General features: G+C 48.3%; 12 protein-coding genes. 6 read left to right on the forward strand and 6 right to left on the reverse strand.

The window, feature by feature from the left end:
- Positions 1-107 precede the first annotated feature (107 nt).
- Positions 108-1,469 carry a right-handed parallel beta-helix repeat-containing protein gene (locus tag Pla110_RS09160; protein WP_197440620.1) on the forward strand — a complete coding sequence of 454 codons (1,362 nt, stop codon included), beginning with the start codon at positions 108-110 and terminating at the stop codon, positions 1,467-1,469.
- 18 nt (positions 1,470-1,487) lie between these two features.
- Here Pla110_RS09160 and Pla110_RS09165 read toward each other — a convergent pair whose 3' ends face one another.
- Complete coding sequence (locus tag Pla110_RS09165) at positions 1,488-4,307, reverse strand: tetratricopeptide repeat protein (protein ID WP_144995357.1); 2,820 nt, start codon at positions 4,305-4,307, stop codon at positions 1,488-1,490.
- A 176-nt stretch (positions 4,308-4,483) separates the two neighbouring features.
- Positions 4,484-5,500 (reverse strand): hypothetical protein, encoded by a 1,017-nt coding sequence (locus tag Pla110_RS09170; protein ID WP_144995359.1) that lies wholly within the window; start codon positions 5,498-5,500, stop codon positions 4,484-4,486.
- A gap of 910 nt (positions 5,501-6,410) precedes the next feature.
- Between Pla110_RS09170 and Pla110_RS09175 the strand changes: the two genes are divergently transcribed.
- Positions 6,411-6,905 carry a hypothetical protein gene (locus Pla110_RS09175; protein ID WP_144995361.1) on the forward strand — a complete coding sequence of 165 codons (495 nt, stop codon included), beginning with the start codon at positions 6,411-6,413 and terminating at the stop codon, positions 6,903-6,905.
- 268 nt (positions 6,906-7,173) lie between these two features.
- Positions 7,174-8,094 carry an inositol monophosphatase family protein gene (locus tag Pla110_RS09180; protein WP_144995363.1) on the forward strand — a complete coding sequence of 307 codons (921 nt, stop codon included), beginning with the start codon at positions 7,174-7,176 and terminating at the stop codon, positions 8,092-8,094.
- Between the two features lie 39 nt (positions 8,095-8,133).
- On the opposite strand, the gene Pla110_RS09185 is transcribed toward Pla110_RS09180, so the two are convergent.
- A complete protein-coding gene (locus Pla110_RS09185) occupies positions 8,134-8,883 on the reverse strand; it encodes a class I SAM-dependent methyltransferase (protein WP_197440621.1) in 750 nt (249 codons plus the stop codon).
- 563 nt (positions 8,884-9,446) lie between these two features.
- Between Pla110_RS09185 and Pla110_RS09190 the strand changes: the two genes are divergently transcribed.
- A complete protein-coding gene (locus Pla110_RS09190; protein WP_144995367.1) occupies positions 9,447-10,601 on the forward strand; it encodes an arsenate reductase/protein-tyrosine-phosphatase family protein in 1,155 nt (384 codons plus the stop codon).
- A gap of 10 nt (positions 10,602-10,611) precedes the next feature.
- A complete protein-coding gene (gene rpiB / locus Pla110_RS09195; RefSeq protein WP_144995369.1) occupies positions 10,612-11,070 on the forward strand; it encodes a ribose 5-phosphate isomerase B in 459 nt (152 codons plus the stop codon).
- Between the two features lie 117 nt (positions 11,071-11,187).
- Here the strand turns inward: rpiB and Pla110_RS09200 are convergent, their stop codons facing one another.
- Complete coding sequence (locus tag Pla110_RS09200) at positions 11,188-13,002, reverse strand: arylsulfatase (RefSeq protein ID WP_144995371.1); 1,815 nt, start codon at positions 13,000-13,002, stop codon at positions 11,188-11,190.
- Positions 13,003-13,097: 95 nt separating this feature from the next.
- Complete coding sequence (locus tag Pla110_RS09205; protein WP_144995373.1) at positions 13,098-13,592, reverse strand: SixA phosphatase family protein; 495 nt, start codon at positions 13,590-13,592, stop codon at positions 13,098-13,100.
- Positions 13,593-14,287: 695 nt separating this feature from the next.
- Between Pla110_RS09205 and Pla110_RS09210 the strand changes: the two genes are divergently transcribed.
- Complete coding sequence (locus Pla110_RS09210) at positions 14,288-15,634, forward strand: Gfo/Idh/MocA family protein (RefSeq protein WP_144995375.1); 1,347 nt, start codon at positions 14,288-14,290, stop codon at positions 15,632-15,634.
- 103 nt (positions 15,635-15,737) lie between these two features.
- Here the strand turns inward: Pla110_RS09210 and Pla110_RS09215 are convergent, their stop codons facing one another.
- Positions 15,738-17,009 (reverse strand): beta/alpha barrel domain-containing protein, encoded by a 1,272-nt coding sequence (locus Pla110_RS09215; RefSeq protein WP_144995377.1) that lies wholly within the window; start codon positions 17,007-17,009, stop codon positions 15,738-15,740.
- Positions 17,010-17,501: the final 492 nt, after the last annotated feature.

Genomic DNA, 17,501 nt, shown 5'->3' on the forward strand with positions numbered 1-17,501 from the left:
TCCCCTTGTCGAAACCGTTTAGAATACAAAATTCAATAAAATACGAAGCAACGAACACGCCTTCGGTCGAATGGACCACGGCAAATATCCGGAAAGTAGAGAAGCTAATGAGTGATGTCCGAAATTTCGGAGCGATGGGTGACGGCAAAATGGATGATACCGCTGCAATTCAGCATGCGGTTGATACAGGTGATGGTCCAGTAGAAATACCGGCGGGGAATTATCTGATTACGAAACCGATTGTCGTTGATCTTGCCCGCGTTGGACGCCGATCCATTCATGGCCATGGTGGCGTAGCCAAGATCATCATGGCGGGGGCTGGGCCTGCTTTTTTTCTGAAAGCATCCCATGGAAAAACAGCTGATCCCAAGACCTTTCGTCCCGAAGAATGGCAGAACGAGCGAATGCCGCAGATAGCCAATCTGGAAATCGAAGGTACACACCCAGAGGCGGAAGGAATCCGGATCGAAGAAGTGATGCAACCGACTTTAACGGGTGTCTTGATCCGTAACGTTCATCATGGCGTGCATGTGACCAGCCGCGCTCGGAATGTCCTGATCGATGGCTGCCATATTTACCACAACACTGGGGTGGGAGTCTTCTTTGATCACTGCAATCTTCATCAGGCGATCGTGAGTGATAGCCATATCAGTTACAACCGGTTGGGTGGAATTCGGCTTGAGGGAGGAGAGATTCGTAACTTCCATGTGACGGGTAACGATATAGAATATAACAATAATAAAGTGTTCGGTTTGGAGGATCTTCCTTCCGCAGAGATTTATATCGACATTCAGGATGGATCAGTTCGCGAAGGGACAATCACCAGTAACACGATTCAAGCAACCCCTTCGCCCGACGGTGCCAATATCCGCATCATCGGTTCCAAAGATCAAGGCAACCTGAAATTCGGTCTCTGGACGATCAGCAGTAATCTGATCACGAGCCAGACGACGAATATTCATATCAGTTCATCGATGGGTGTGACCTTAAGCGGAAACCACTTGGGGAATGCCGATGTACGTAGTCTGCTCGTCGAAGACTCGACACAAATCGTCGTCGGCTCGAACTGTTTTGGTTACAACGAAGAATACCGAAACACGCAAGACAGTACCGGCATGAAGTTCGTGAACTGTGATAACTGTAATATCTCAGGTTCAATTATCCACGGTAAAACGGAATCGTTTCCAAACGTGGCCGAAAGGCGGGGACTTGTGGAGTTGGTCAATTGCCAGCGTATGAGTATTACCGGTTTGCAGGTTTTCAATGGATTGCCCGCAGGCATGTATCTCGAAGGCTGCACGGATACTTTGCTGACCGGTTGCACCGTGTTAGACACACGAGACGGTGTGAAAACGCCGAGTATCGAATGGCCCGATGCCAACAACAGCAACATGCTCACCAGTTGCCGTCTGGATGCGGCCACAAACCTGAGCCCGGAATTAAACCAACAGGCAAACGTCATCCTTTAACAATATCCGACTTCTCCCCTACTCGGTTCCGGCAGGTTCCGGAACCGTTTCAGCGGAGGGCCGTTCCACTTTCGCGGGAATTGTGCTTTCTGGATTTGCTGGGACGTTTTCCTCGGACGGGTTTGTCTGCTCACCTTTCTGCGGTAAAGAACGCAGTTCGAGTTGTTGATCGACGAGTTGATGACCGAGGCTCGATACCGTGTGATAACCTTGCAGATAATTGCGAACATTTTCAAACAAATTTTCATGCTTTAAGGCAAGGTATCTAAAGAGTAGTCGCCGATTATGATCGTAGACGGGAAGGTCTGTTAGTTCTTCCCAAGTGACGGATTCCGCTTGGAGGATATTACGAAGGCCGGTTGTATTCTTGTAGGCATCGGTGAGAGTTGTGTAGTACTCATCGATAACCGCCTCCGCTTCGGAATTCTTCCCTTCCTTCTGAAGGCGAATCGCTTCCATCAGTTTGAACGAGAATAGGTCGAAATCGAGATCAACTTCATAGACTTCCGAGAGCTCTTTCATCATCGTATTGATCTTGGTTTGATAGTCATCCTGTGTTAGCAAAATCAGTTCGTATCGAACTTCATCGTAGTATTTGAGGCTCTCTCCGCTCTCCTGAATGTCTATGGCGGCTTTGAATTCTCCCGAGCAAAACAGTTTCCAGAATTCGGGAAACTGTGCTACCCAATCTGTCTGCTGGTCGTATTTCTTATCGTAGTTCGCTTGCCATGCTTCTATTACTGCCGGGACTTCGGAAGAGCGTCCTGTCTCGATTAATTCTTCAATGCGAAATTGTAACAGACCCATATCGGTGAATTCTGATTCCGCAAGTTCGGCGTAGATCTGATCTATCTGTTCTAGGTCTCTTAGACATAAGAGACAAACGAGTTTGAACAGTGATTGACTATTTTCGGGGAACTCGACTTCCAAGTCGTTCCATTGAGGGTTGTCTGAATAACGTTGCTTCCGTAATGCAAAACCGACCTCTTCGACCTCGATTGCTTTTTCATATTGTCCAGCTGCGTGAAGGGCTTGTTTATATACATTCAAAAGTTGGTTGTTATCCGCCTGTTTCTGATAGAGATCGGAATAAATCTCTACCCGTTTCTGGAGAGATGGCGTCACCGATGCCAGCATGTATTGAAATGTCGCAATCTCAGGGAACTCCTCGGCCCATTTCTGGATGTCTTCTGTTCCTTCAGTGAATCGGTCCAGCCGATTCATCATTTCTCCATAGGAATCTGCCCAGAAGAACTCGTCCGGGTGTGCTTTCAACCAGCGAATCATGACGGAGCGAAATCGATCCAGTTGTTCCTGTTCTGTAAGCACCGTTGAATAAGTTTGGAGTACTAACGATAAATCTTCATCGAGAGGTTGGTCTTCCGGCGAATCCTCATCTGGTAAATAACGCTCCAGAAACCGCGTTTGGCGAGTATCAATCTGCTTTTCGCTCATGCCGTTAGTGCCGATTTCTCGTAGCAGATACGCCGCACCGAAACCTCGATCTTGAATCAGCCTCAAGCCGGTTCGCTGGTGGACTTCAGTGGGATTACTGGAAGAGACATGAATTTCGAGCGGAAATTCTTCGAAGTAAAAGTTGATGTCATCAAATTGTTTTAACTTTTCGAACATAAACACTTGCGATTCTTTGGCTGCTCGTTCGCTAAAGTCCTGGTCTTCATCCTCCGAATAAAATTCAACCACTTTCATGTAGGCCGCAGACTCGGTCGGATCAAGGATGGTGACGGTATCATCGATCAGGCGTTTGAAGAAACTGGATTCCATCGTAAAGTCATACGGTTCTCGCTTCTCGACTTCACTCAGAGGAGCTTGAAGTTGGACAGTGTGAGCACCTTCGCTGACGGAGACTTCTGTTTGACTAAGTGGCGGAACGTGGATCAATTCTTCTCCGACCATCACTTCGATTGGTTCATTCAATCCATTCAGCACATACACGGATCGATTGCTTTTAAGGTAAAGCGAACCCATCACAACGACACTGCCTATTAACAGCACCACTGCCGAAACAATCGCCCAGGGCTGCTGGTAGATCGGGACTGGTTTTAAAATCCGATTGGTCGGTTTGAGATGCTTTTCTGTTTTGCGCACCGCTTTAGAGAAGTCCGGGTGCCGGGAAAGTTCGGGGCTTTCCTCTTTCAATTTGGTGAAAAGCTGATGCGCTCTTTTGTGTTCTCCCTGCTGCTGATAAGCCTCCGCCAGGAGGATCCAGAGACCAGGGTCGTGATGTTCCTCGTCCTGTTCTAATTCCTCGAGGAGTTTTTCTGCCCGATCGGGTTCTCCCTCCTGAATATAGGCGACGGCCATGCCCTGGATCGCTTCTGGTTTGTGTGGGGCTAGTTCGTACGCTTTGCGAATGCTCTTCTGGGCATCTTCAGGCCGTCCCGTGATTTCGTACCACGTGGTCAGATAATAGTGAGCGTCAAAATCTCGTGGGAAGCGTTCTTTGATCACACGGGCGATTTCAGCCGCCTGATCCTGTTTACCAGCTTGATGAAAGGTCTGGTGCAGTTCGATAGCCGCTGCCAGATCGTGTGGTTTTTCCTTCATCCGAAGCATGCTCTCGGTTAAGGCAGATTCAACCGAATCCTCCCATTCACTCAGCTTCAAAGTGCGATGTTGGCCGCAATGATTACACTCGCCCAGCACTCGTTTGCGACCAAGGGGGATAATGGGAATGTAAAGCAGGCAGACACTGTGCAGCGTGTCGTAGTCAATTATTTGAGAAGGCTGACCACAGAATTCACATTTGCCTTGATATTCGTTTTTGTTTTTCTTACCGAAGTAAGTCGTTCCAACTCCGTTAATCGTAAACGGCATGATGTGCTCGCTGATGGAGGATAGAAGAAATGCAAGTATAAAATATCGTCACATTTCGTCTGTCAAATATCAAGCACAAAGCCGTCCTTCTCTCATTCAATCTATCATCATGAGTTTCGCGATGGTTAATTATATCGAGAAGTGAACGAGAGGCAGGCAAGGAATGGAGGCAGGGATTACTCTTCGCTATTTAGCGTCTCCATAATCAATCCTGCCCGTTCGACGACCTTCTCGTGACTTTCGTAGGGAAAATAAGCAGCACGCATCACGAAACCATACGCTTCGCCTACTTTGTAATCAGGAATGAACCATTGAAAATCCCACGCTGGATTTTTTCCGCCACCACCCGTAGGAGACTGGGCGAACCAGATTTGGTCCCGTTGTCGAAAGAGTTGAACGAAGGCCATGTCATGACTGACACCATAGTAGCCAGGTGCCATATGAACGTAGCCAGAAGGATGGTTGGCGAGCGTGATGGGGAAACCTTCATCAAAGACAATCGTATGCGGATAGTTTGCTGGGGGATGGGTGCTCCGAACGCCGTGGCTGGGAGAGATCAAGTTGATCCACTCCGGGTCGGTGTCGTTTTCCTGGCTGTTCTGGCCCCAGAAGTTAATTCCGATTTTGGGAGGTTCATGCATATAACTGGCCCAAAATAGGCCGATGAAGTCTTGTGAAAACGTCGCTGCTTTAGGAACACATTCGAATGTATATTCAAGCGTACCATCCGCTTTCAATTCATACCGACCACAGCTTTCGAGTTTCCAATTGAAAGTAGGACCCTGGTAAAGTTCGACGGTTCGATCGTTGATGATTCTCAATTGCATCGGATTGCGACGAGGTTCGAAGATTTCCTGCTTCACTTTGTTTGTACCGTCATGAATATGTTCGTAATTCAATCCAGCGTAGGTCGGAACAAATAGGTTGGCTTGGCGCTTTGCATGTCCCCAGTAAGCGATGCCGTTGTACCCCGGTTTGTGCTCGGGTGTAAATTGAGTTTTCCCCGGACCATTATCGACGATCACGAGAATGGTATCGCCCGCTCTAAGAATTGCCGTTCCGGTCGTTGAGACCGAGTACTCGACATTGGGATTGGTCAGGCTGGTCACCCTCGGCGCCGCCAGCGGATGAGCACCCGTCAGAAAGCAAAGGCCAATAATACCAAATAGACAGCAGCACAATCTGGATTTCATGAGTGACCGCCCTCGTGGGGTTAGGCGAAATAAGGATAGGAAGATTGTATCCTAAGACCTACATAAGATCGTGTACAGCGCATTCGGTAAGTCAGCAAGGTGTAGGAAGAGGATGGTGTTAAGAGAGAGGTACTTGCTGAAATGCCCACAGTCGACGTAGGATTACGGATGTCTGACATTTCATTTCTGAACGAATGGCAAACCGATCTAGAAACTTTCGCAGTCCTCAAATATTCGAGCGAGTTTAATCCTGCTCAGAATACTTATGCGTGATGAAAATTCTCTAGGTGGAGGTCTAAATTGAAGTGCAAACGTGAGGGTAACATTTTTTGATTTGGAGAACACGAATTCCAGTTCAATAATTTGATTGATTCGTAGCATGTTCTTGAAACCGATGACGAATTTATCGTATTGCCTGTCCCTGAACAGAAAAGTATTTTGGTGGATAATGTGTATGCGATAGCTAAAAACGGGAAGCTCAAATGAAAAATCAAGTCACGAAATCTACCGTTCGATGTCGGCCACACTTATATCTCAAAGAGTAAAGTCCTCCCGGTGAAACTCAACGGCAAAGAAGTTATCGATGCACTTAAGTTTCAATGGGGATGTTGTCCGAGTCGAATTGGACTCAGGTAAAATTCACCATATCACATATCTAAAATGAACCTGATAACATGGAAGAGTCTCATTGAACATTTCATTATCGGAAACCTCGAAATTGTAAATGGAGTGACATTGTCAGTTGGAAACTGTGCCAGGGTCGGGAGGGAATGTGACATATGTAGGAATCTTTCACCTTTTACAAGCATACCGGGATGTCATCAGTAGGCCATCCCATAATCTCAATCTTCGTGCATTGGAGTTCGAACAATGGAATCCATGGGGTTCCAACTACGAGGAAAGCAACACCATGAATATTCCGTTAACTTTGGAGGATATCAAAGAGGAAATACACACTCAGTTCCAAGATAAGCCGCCAAACGGTTGGCTCCTTGGGTGGGACGAGAGTCGAGGTTTTGCTTCTCTTCACACCGCTGCAGCTCCGCATTCAATTGTCAACTGCACGTCCTTTGACTACGGATTCTGTAACTGGTTTGAATTGATAATCGACAGTGAAATCGATGAGTGTTACTGGAAGCTTACTATAAAGCTTAGCTTTATAGTACCTGCATATGTTTATTATTGGACGCAATACGACCGTCCGGCTAGATGCAGAGTCCTTTCCAATGCACCTTTGGGATACGAGGAGATTGAAGACAGATTACGTGTCGTTGTGGAGAACGCAGGTTTTTTCGAGATACCAATGGAATGGTATGATTACGAAATGAAAGGTGTGGAACTTGAATTGAGTGGTACAGAGAATGTTACGTTAAGTAAATGTCTGTTCAGCGATTATGACGGGTAGCAAGAAGTCGATTCTAAACTCCAACTATTCATTTATGTTCAGTTCATCAGTGGAAAAAACCGCTCAGAAACATTCAGTCCAATTCGGCTAATCTACATACAAACACAATTCATAGAGGCCTGAATCGGAGTAGAAACTGCCGGGTAAAGGTTACTGGAAAAATTCATCGCACGGCGATATGGTGAGCACTGCTTTTTCACTAGTAAGATCCGTCACTGATGGATCTGCTTCCGAATTGATGGCTGTCTGTTTCTTGAAGGTTAAAATCATGGAATTGAAACCGATTACCGATGCTCTGGCTGAAAAGATGCCCTCCGTACTTCGCTGGGGGGGAGCGGTTGCCAAACTACTGCGGCAATACAATGTCAGCGTGGAGAATAAAGAATCGGGATATGCCACCACGGACGCGTTGACCTTAGCTGATCTTAGTGTGCAGGAACTGGTCGTCGCGGCACTACGGGATGAAGACCCGATCTTTCAAACCTGTCGACTGGAAGCAGAAGAAGTTACTGGAGACATGGGCCGTTTTTCGGAAGACGCACCCTACACAATTTGCCTCGATCCGATTGACGGCACCAAACAGTATCAGGATCGCTCCGGCAACGGTTACGCCGTCATGCTGAATCTCCGGTCGCGGGAAACGGTTCTGTATTCGCTGGTGTACATTCCAGAGACTGGCGAACATGGAATGTGGGTCGAAGCGGTGGGCGACGTGATTCGCTGTGGCTTCGATGATCCTTCTCGGCCTGCGAGGGAGGTTTTGGACAGCATGACTCCCATTGACCCATCGACGCGGCCCGATTCTCCCAGTATCTACATGATCGGTTTTCAGCAACACGATCCGGACAAAGCCCGCCAGGTGACGGAAGCGGGGCTGAAAGGGGTCATTCCCAGTGAGATGCCAGGTTGCATTTACGAACTGTTCGCACGGGGAGAATTCGGTGGTTCGTTGATTCACACACCGAATATTTACGACTTCCCTGTGTCGCTACAGATAGCTCGGATTCTGGGTGGCGATGCTCTGTGGGCACACAATAGCGAACCGGTCAATTTCGATGAACTGTGGAACGACGAACGAGCCAGCATGCTCCGCCTTCCCGGAGTCATCGCCTGTAGCGATAATCCGGAAACACTCAAAACACTTTGTGCCGTGGCGAAAGACTGGAATCAGAACCGCTACGAAAACTGAGTCTGTCGATAGTGAATCTGTCGATGAAGTCCTCCCCGGTTACCGGCTTGTCGCCAGGTCGGGGGTGCTGTCGGAGTTCGGTGAGGTGGTTTCGTCTTCGGTGATCGCACGGATATCGTCGCGAGTCAGTTCGACAAGAATTCCACCCATGCGGAAGAAACGGTGAATTTTGCTGAACCAGAGTTCGGCCTTCAATTGCAGTCCCGCTTTGACGCACGCTTCCTGGAACCGTTTTCGGTTATAGGTTCGGCATTTCCAAGTCCGGCTAGTCATGGCACCTGCGAAGGTGTCCTCAGTCGTCATGATCAGGATGCTGCCCCCTGGTGCGAGGACGCGTCCCATCTCTTTCAGACCCGGAATAGGGTCGGGAAGATGTTCAATGACCCAACCACAGGTGATGCAGTCAAAGCTTTCATCGGCAAAAGGGAGCTGCATCAGGTCTCCGGAGATGAAGTTCGGCCGCTCGTCCTTAACGCGTAAACGGGCGCGCCGCAACATTTTCTGGGAAAGATCGAAGGCGACGAAATTCGCGTCGATATCGACTTCTTTCAGCAGGTGGCCTAGGACCTGTCCTGCCCCGGAACCGACGTCCAGTAGCGATTTTCGCTGGCTGACGTCAAATTTTTTGCCACGGATCAAATGACCAATCAGAGGTTCGTGCAGGGAGATCATGCTGGCCATGGTGAGTACAGCACCAGCAGGGCCATCGTAATGTTGCTGTACGTGGTCGCGGTATTGCTCAAACGGCAAACGTCTAATGCCATTAAATTCCACTACCCGGCGTAACATTCTCTTCGACAGGGTCTTGATTCGTGATCGGCGTCGCTTCAGTTGCATTGTTCCGCGTGTATTCTTTCCATCGTCATTTGGATTCGGTCGTGGTCGTCGGTCAAGCCGTTCTTCAATACAAGAATCTTCGACAGAGGGGAGAGATTATTGACCAGTACCCGTTAATTTTCCTCAAATGACGCTCAGTTAGCAACAGAATAGTGATGACTTCTTGAATTTGATAATAAAGCTCTGCTTGAAGAGGTATATTGTGCAGAGTATAGTGGCAGCGCCGGGTTCACAACCAGAAAGCCGGATTTCTCTGCGTTCCAAGCCCTGTTCTTCTGCAGGAATTTATCTATCCTGCGTGACTCTCATATTGCAGCCTGTTGCCCTCATTTGAGTGGTATAGGTTGTTTCTGGCAGGAGTGATCGCTGCCTGAGACAAACGCCTGAACAGGCGACACTCAGACAGGAAACGACAGAAAGTTTACTGTTTCGGTTACGATAACGTACTTCCTTTAGCAGAGTTCTATTAACCTTCCGCCCCTGCCCTTCCCGTCAGACAGTCGATAGACGCATTCATGCAGCAAGTCCTGAATATCAGAAATTCGGATGACCCTCGAGATATTATCCATCTCGCGGTGCAGGCACTCGTCGATGGCGAACTGGTCGTTTTCCCCTCCGAAACCGGTTATTTGATCACCGGCTATAGTCTGCAGAAAATCGCTGCTGAGCGGCTCAAGGCTGTTTTGAACGCACATGCATGCGATCTGGAAACGCGTGGAAGTTGCTTTCTCACTTTAAAAAGTGGGACAGAACTGGCCGATTACACCGGGGTTCTGGAAGGATTTGGCCGAAAACTGAGCCGCCGCTGCTGGCCGGGTCCAGTCAGTCTTTCCCTTCCGACCCAGATCGACACAGGAACAGTCCCAACCTTGCTTTCTTCCTTTTCAAAACCGGTCAGAGAGTTGCTTGTAAATGAAAATCGCGTACAGTATCGCGTACCGGCTCACGACTCGATTCAGGATGCAATGAAATTGCTGCCTGCACCTCTGGTCACTATTCGAGAATGTTGGGGTAAATCCGCTCTCTTGACGACCGCCGCAGACGTGCAAGAATTCCTGAAAGATCAATCTGCGCTCGTGATTGATGATGGACCGAGTCGATACGGACAAGCTGCTACGGTCGTGCATGTGGACGAATCCGAGTGGGAGTTAAGAGAGAAAGGAGTTGTCTCAGCGGCAACTTTAAGGAGATTGGCCAGCGATATGTTTTTGTTCGTGTGTACAGGCAATACCTGTCGCAGTCCGATGGCAGAGGTTTTATTCCGCAAATATCTCGCAGATAAGCTACAATGTCAGGATGATGAGCTTCTCGAACGAGGATTCATTGTCGAATCGGCAGGACTGTCTGCTCTGGCAGGAATGAGAGCTGCCGTGGAAGCGGTGGACGTTGTTGCTGAACAGGGTGTTGATCTTTCTGTTCATCAGAGTCAGCCTCTGACGAACCGTCTTATCGATCAGGCAGATTATATTTTTGTGATGACTCGAGGACATCTCGATTCGTTGTTATCAGTTCGTCCTGACATTCACGACCGGGTCCGACTTCTTTCCTCTGATGGAAGCGACGTCTCCGATCCTATTGGAGCAGGACGAGCTCAATACGAAGAATGCAAAACTCAGATCGAACAATATGTTCGTGACATAGTTGATAATATTCAATTAACCGATCAATAGGTCTATCGTTATGAAAATCGCTGTGGCCAGCGACCATCGCGGCTATGATGTCAAAGGTAAAATTCTCGATCTGCTGAAATCACTAGGCCATGAAGGCCAGGATTTTGGACCAGATGGTGAAGAGAGCGTCGACTATCCCGATTACGCTTCTAAAGTCGCACGTGCTGTTTCCACCAAAGAGGTTGATAGAGGTATCCTGATTTGCGGAACCGGTATGGGGATGTGTATCGTCGCCAACAAATTTACCGATGTCCGTGCCGCACCATGCCACGATGATTTAACCGCCGAGATGAGCCGCTTGCATAACGATGCCAACGTGCTTTGTCTCTCCGCCGACTTACTGGGGGATCGCCTGGTACATCGGATGGTCGAAATCTGGCTCGAAACCAAGTTCGAGGGAGGACGACATGCCCGCCGACTCGAAAAGATCAGAGAGTTCGAAAACGAAAACCACTGCTGTGATAGCTGAATATCTCACTCAGCAGCGGTAACCAAAACATAAAACCGAAGTAGAAGAGTTTCTTCTACTTCGGTTTTTTTATGTCAGCTCATGTTTCCGATTAGATTTTGCTTACTGTTTGATTGCTCACTGTTTGATTAATTGAATCAAACGAACTTCCATGACTTCGTCTCCAGGAACGTTAAGCTCTTTTAAGGTTAACTGCCCTGCCCCTTTCTCCAGATGAATGGTACCGACGGTCATCGGTTTCCAATCTTTTACGTACGATTCGCTTCCACGGTCGTTCGTGCGGTCCTGTTCCTTCCCGACCAGCGGCGGGTCGTTCGGTTCAGTCACTTTGCCCTGGAGATGGGAATCCTGAAAACGGACTTCGAATGAAGCCCCAACATCTTTAGCTCGGCACGCATAGTGAATTTGAACTTCGTATTCGGCGTCGTCCAACACGTCTACATGCCAAGTGATTTTATCCCCCTCCGCGCCTGTCCAATGAGTGAAGTAGGAGCAGTTGGGAGCCCCCGCACTTCTTTGGACTTCGCCATGGGCAACTCCATCGCGTGCAGGTAACTGTGTGATCTTCGCCCCGCCAACCGAGAACGGACGAGTATCGGATGTGGGAATTTCTCCCAGACTTGCGAGAAACTCGTTGGACGATTTCTGCAGTTCATTGACGATATCTGGATGAGCTGAAGCCACATCGTTGCGTTGACCAGGATCCTGGAACATATCAAACAGTTGCCCCTGAGAATCTAGCCGATACTGTTGGCTACGAACGCTGACAAGGGGACCAACGATTTTTCCCCGACGTTCACGAGGAGGATGGTAGGAGATAATCTTTCGGTTAACTTCATCTTCCTTTTCTCCCAGAAGAAGTGGTGCCAGATTTTTTCCATCGATCGGATACTTGAGATCAAATGAAATTCCTGCTAGCGAGGTAATCGTGGGCAGTAGATCAATCGCTCCTGCGATGGGTTTGATCACAGTTCCGGCGGGAATTGTCCCTTTCCAGCGAATCAGACAGGGAACTCGCACGCCTCCCTCATCGATGGTTCCCTTTTTGCCCTTCATGTCTCCATTCCAGCGCCAACCATTGGGACCGTTGTCGCTGAAATAAACGATGATCGTATCCTCGGCCAAGTTAAGTTGGTCTAAATGAGCAAGCAGCCGACCGACATTGAAATCGATGTTTTCGCACATCGCGAGCGCGGCTCGCAGGTGCAGTTCCTCCTCCTTTTCCGGGTCACGATGATGCATTTTTAGTTCCCGGTTTTTGACTTGGTCATAAAACTTATCGGGAACCTGCATCGGCGAGTGGGGAATGTTGAAAGGAAGATAGCAGAGAAAGGGTTTGTCGGCGGCATATTGTGTTGAGATGAAATCGATGGCGTGATTCGTCAAGTCGTCAGTCAGGTAACCTTCGCCGAGAGTAAGTTGATTATTATGGTCCAGTAGCGGACTGAAATAATGGCCCCAGTGCCCCGCTGTAAAACCGAAATACTCTTCAAATCCCCGCGCGTTCGGATGGTAGGGAAACTGCGTCCCGTTATGCCATTTGCCAAATGCTCCCGTCGCATAACCTGCTGTCTGAAAAACGTCGGCAATCGTCAGTTCATTCGGGTTCATACGCTCTTCGCCCGTACTGACACCACGAACACCCGTGCGCGCGTAATATCGCCCCGTCATGAACTCGGCTCGCGTCGGTGCGCAGACAGGACATACAAAGAAGTGATCAAACTGGGCTCCTTCGTTTGCTAATGAGTCGATGTGGGGCGTTGATAGGTTTGTATTACCGTGAAGACTTAAGTCTCCCCACCCCTGATCATCCGCGAGAAGAATAACCACGTTTGGCAGATTTTCCTGCGGGGCTGCCCACAGAATGGCTGGAGAAATAAATACAGTCAACATGCCCAGCACGAGCAAAACAGTCTTTAAGCAGAGACGCATGTTTCTATTTCCTGTTTGGTAGCAATGGGCTCTTTACTTATTCCTGATGAGAGTTTTACATTTCATCAGGAGAATATCTGCAATACACCTCGCGTTTACTTCTCTAGCATTGCAGGTATCCAGAAGTTTTTTAAGCGAGCTTTGGTATTATGTGAAAGGTCTGACCAAGATTTGATATCAATCTTAAGCTGCGCGACTGTTGATGTTTTTGCTTCGCGCCAACCTCCCGTAAAAGTACTCAAAAAATCCTCGATAATTGGGTTGTGACCAATCAATAACACGCGGTCATGTTTATCGAGTTGCTGATTGAGGACGTCGACATACGAGATCACTGAAGAGAAATAAAGGTCAGGGTTCACTTCCAGAGGTCCGTTCCAATCCATCGCTTTAATTACTTTTTCTGCGGTCCTTCTCGCCCGTTTCGCATTCGAGCAGACAATCATGTCAGGCTCCAGCCCTTCGTTGACCAAGTGCTTGCCCATTAATGTCGCTTCCCGTTTCCCCCGGGAATTCAAAGGACGCTCGATGTCTTGGTCGGCCGGGTTGTCCCAACTCGATTTTGAGTGTCGCATTAAAAGTAACGTTTTCATACCGGACCGGTTTCTCGAAGAGGCGAAAAGAGAGGGAGGACGTGTATCGATGAAAATCGACGCTCGCCGGAATATCGCAAGATCAAGGCTGATTGAAGGATTCAGAATCAACCACTAAATTCAATAGCTGTTGGGAATGCCTTTAGGCTACGATAATTGTGGAGTAGAGGCTTCTGGCTTGCAACTCACAGGGCGTGGTCAACCGTTCTGACGCCTCAATAGTCCATGCGATTTCAGATACGATCAAGAGCGAAAGTTGGGTTGAAATCGGGTGACTTTTCGGCATTTTCTTGTTTTTTTATGGTCATTTTTCTCTGGAATGGCCGTTTCTGGAGTCTGGGCGCCGCCTCGCAATGTGGTATGATAAAATAAGAGTGCGTTGATGCATTATGCGTCGTCGCGCTCAATTCGGAGTTGTTGCGAGTTAATGGAGTTCACTCGCGTGTCATGTTTTCACTGACGAACAGCTTTGAATTCCCATGCCTCTTTCCTCACGTTCCCACCTTTGATGCGTATCTTCCGTATATATTATTATGGAAGTATGTCTATAAACTTGAGTTACTCACCGAATTCAATTTAAGAGTGCTCTCCCGGTTACGTCCAGGAGCTGAACTTCCACAGCGGGTTTCGTCAGTAATGACACTTAAAATTTGACTAACACTCATCTTCACACTATTGCACTTTGGAGAAACCGAATGTTTCAAAATACAAATCGCCGTGACTTCATGAAACAGGGAGCCGCCCTGAGTACCGCCCTTTGGGTTGGCAATCAAACTGCTTACGCTGCCCCTAAGTCACCGCTCGAAAAAATCAACTTTGCCTGTATTGGTGTTGCTGGAAAAGGAAATAGCGATTCCTCCTCAGCTGCTCAAGCAGGAAACGTCGTTGCGATTTGTGACATTGACGATTTGTTTCTGAAGAAAAAAGCAGCCGACCGTTCTTTCCGTCGTGCAGAACGGTTCAATGATTACCGCGAAATGCTGACCAGTATGGAAAAAGATATCGACGCGGTTACTGTCAGTACACCTGACCATAGCCACGCTGCTGCCAGTCTGATGGCGATGAAACTGGGCAAAGGTTGTTTCTGCCAGAAACCTCTGACCTGGTCGATCAAAGAAGCTCGAATGATGCGGGAAATGTCTGAAGAAAAAGGCGTTGCCACTCAGATGGGTAACCAGGGAACTTCGAATACTGGTCTGCGTGAAGCGGTCGAAATTGTTCGGGCTGGTGATATCGGCGATGTCACTGAAGTTCACGTTTGGACGAACCGACCAGTCTGGCCGAGTGGAATTTCCCGTCCAGAAGGAGAAGAAACTCCTCCCGCCAACGTCAATTGGGATCTCTTCCTTGGACCTGCTGCTCAGCGTCCTTACAGCGATGGTTACCACCCGTTCAAATGGCGTGGATGGGTCGATTTCGGTACGGGTGCTCTGGGAGACATGGCTTGTCATACTGCCAACATGCCTATTATGGCACTGAACCTGTTCGATCCGATTTCCGTTGAACTGATGACCGAAGATGGCATCTTCGAAGGCGAAACCTACCCCAACAAATCGATCATCAAGTTCGAATTCCCCGCGACTGATGAACGTGGGGCAGTGACTTTCTTCTGGTACGATGGTGGTAACCTGCCCGGCGGCGAAATCGCCGAAGCTATTAAAGGTCTACCCGCCAACAACAGTGGTTGTATCCTTAAAGGGAGCGAAGGATATCTGTATTCACCGAACGATTACGGTTCAGAATTCTTCCTGTTGCCCCAGGACAAATATGCTGACTACAAAAAACCGGAACCGACTCTTCCTCGTTCGCCCGGTCACTTCGACGAGTACGCTATTGCCCTTTCCGGCGGACCCGCTGCTATGTCGAACTTCGGCTACGCTGGCCGTTTGACCGAAACCATTCTTCTCGGCAACCTGGCACTCCACGCTGGCCCAGGTAACAAAGTGGAATGGGACGCAGAAAACCTGAAAGCGACCAACAATGAATCGCTGGATCAATGGGTGATGCGTGAATACGCTGACGAGTGGAAAACCTGGATGTAATCTACGATTTAATTACTCGGTAGTGATCTAAGATTAATACAGCGATCGGAGCTTCTGTTCCGATCGCTGTTTTTTGTTCGTGTTTGTCGTCGATACGAAATCTTCAGATGCGTAAGGTAAGGTGCCGTTCACGAATCTCACGGACGATGTCTCGAAACGAGAATTCATTTGCCAGCAGATTCAATTCGCTCGCCAGATGGAAAAGCCAAGCTACGAGCCCGGTCTGCGGATGGAAGTATAGTTCGTGCAGGGCCTTGTATGTTTTGTTTCCCACGCGGCACGAAAATTCAGTAGCCGGCAATTGGAAATAAGTGTGGATCTGAAAGTTCTCCGCACCGCACAGCATGTACTCCACTGCTCTGCGTCCACTGTTGATGTTGCCTGTGGCTGAATGTGGCAACAAATTCGACCCGAGCGAACTGTTTCGAAATTGAGTGAGCACTCGTAAATTACGATCACTCAAATCAGGACCACCGTAGGCGATTCCACGCGTTCCTTCAAATTCTCGCTGTGGGTCGAAGAGTCGATTCCCATACACATAAAAATCAGGCGATTCGTTTGACGAATGAATTGCTGAGAGAAGTTCCACTTGGAAATCATCATCGAATAGTGTGTTGAACAGTTTCATTCCAATTCGAATTCCTGCACTGTCAGGTTCCAGGCTGTTTAGGATCAAACCGGGGACTTGGTTAAGCCAATGCAAAATCGGTTCTCGTACTTCGCTTAAACTGTCCCCTGCCAGTGTGGGGCTGAAATCTTTTTCCAGGGGCGTCGGGTTCGCGGGACCATTATAGGAGCGTTGCCAGGCTGCGTGCAGGTGCCTTGTCGTGTATTTGTATTCGTCGATATTCCATGCTTCATTGATTGTGGCCGGAAGGTGATATTTGCATGAGGGGATAATTAAGCAACCGGAGTCTGCGGCGATTTCATTAGCTTCTTGAATCAACTGCAGATAATCTCCAAACGATTTGTGCCATCCGCGCCCTTTCCAACTGGTCGTCCATCCTGGCTCTCCTTGTTTGCCTGGGATTCGTTCTACGACCATTCTAGTATCCGGTGAGGACCATGCCTGCATTGATTGCTGGCCCGTCTGGTTTTGTGCGATGACCGTTTTCAGGACGACAAAACCGAGACCTGCGTCGACGTCGTCGCGGACCTGACGACTTGTCATCGAAAGTTGCCCAGACGCCTTTCCGAAAGGAGACCGAATTGTCATTCCAGCGTATTTTGCAGAGAGATCAATTCCCCATTCGTCACGAATGAATTCTTCAAAGGAGGCTGGCAACGTTTGAGAGGCGAATTCGCGATACACCTGTTCGAGACGTCGAGAGACGTTGGTAGGAATTTGAGGGTTTTGCGGAAGTTCGACTGGCATGATCAGTTTAATTCTTCTGTCTCGATACTTGATTGGGATTTGTGAAAAAACTTTTCCTGTTTCTGGTCGAATACCGACCCAAAGAATGATCCGAATGGAGTGCGTTTCCGTTGAAATCTTTAGCGATTAACTGGCCTTCCGGTTCATGGTAATGATTGGCATTTATTGGATCGACTTTGATTGCTTTTGAACAGAAACTCGATCCATAATATTTTAAGGAGATCAGGGCAGCATTATTTCGCTTGAGAGAAGTGGAAATGATGTGCGAGCTGTTTTAGAGGACGGGTTGTCGGCGATTTTCCTCCAAATAAGCAAGAAAGCACCATTTCATCTAACCCGGTCCCTGATCAGTGTTGCTACAATCCTCGCATAAGTGGGCTGGCCAGACAGGATGTGAAATTTCGTCTAAAATCAGGGTTAATTAATTTTTTTGAAATATTGAACATTTTTTAACGAAAACCGTGCCAGCGAAAAGTCCCTCTTACAAACTGC

It is taken from the genome of Polystyrenella longa, assembly GCF_007750395.1.
In the GTDB taxonomy this organism is placed as follows: Bacteria; Planctomycetota; Planctomycetia; order Planctomycetales; family Planctomycetaceae; genus Polystyrenella; species Polystyrenella longa.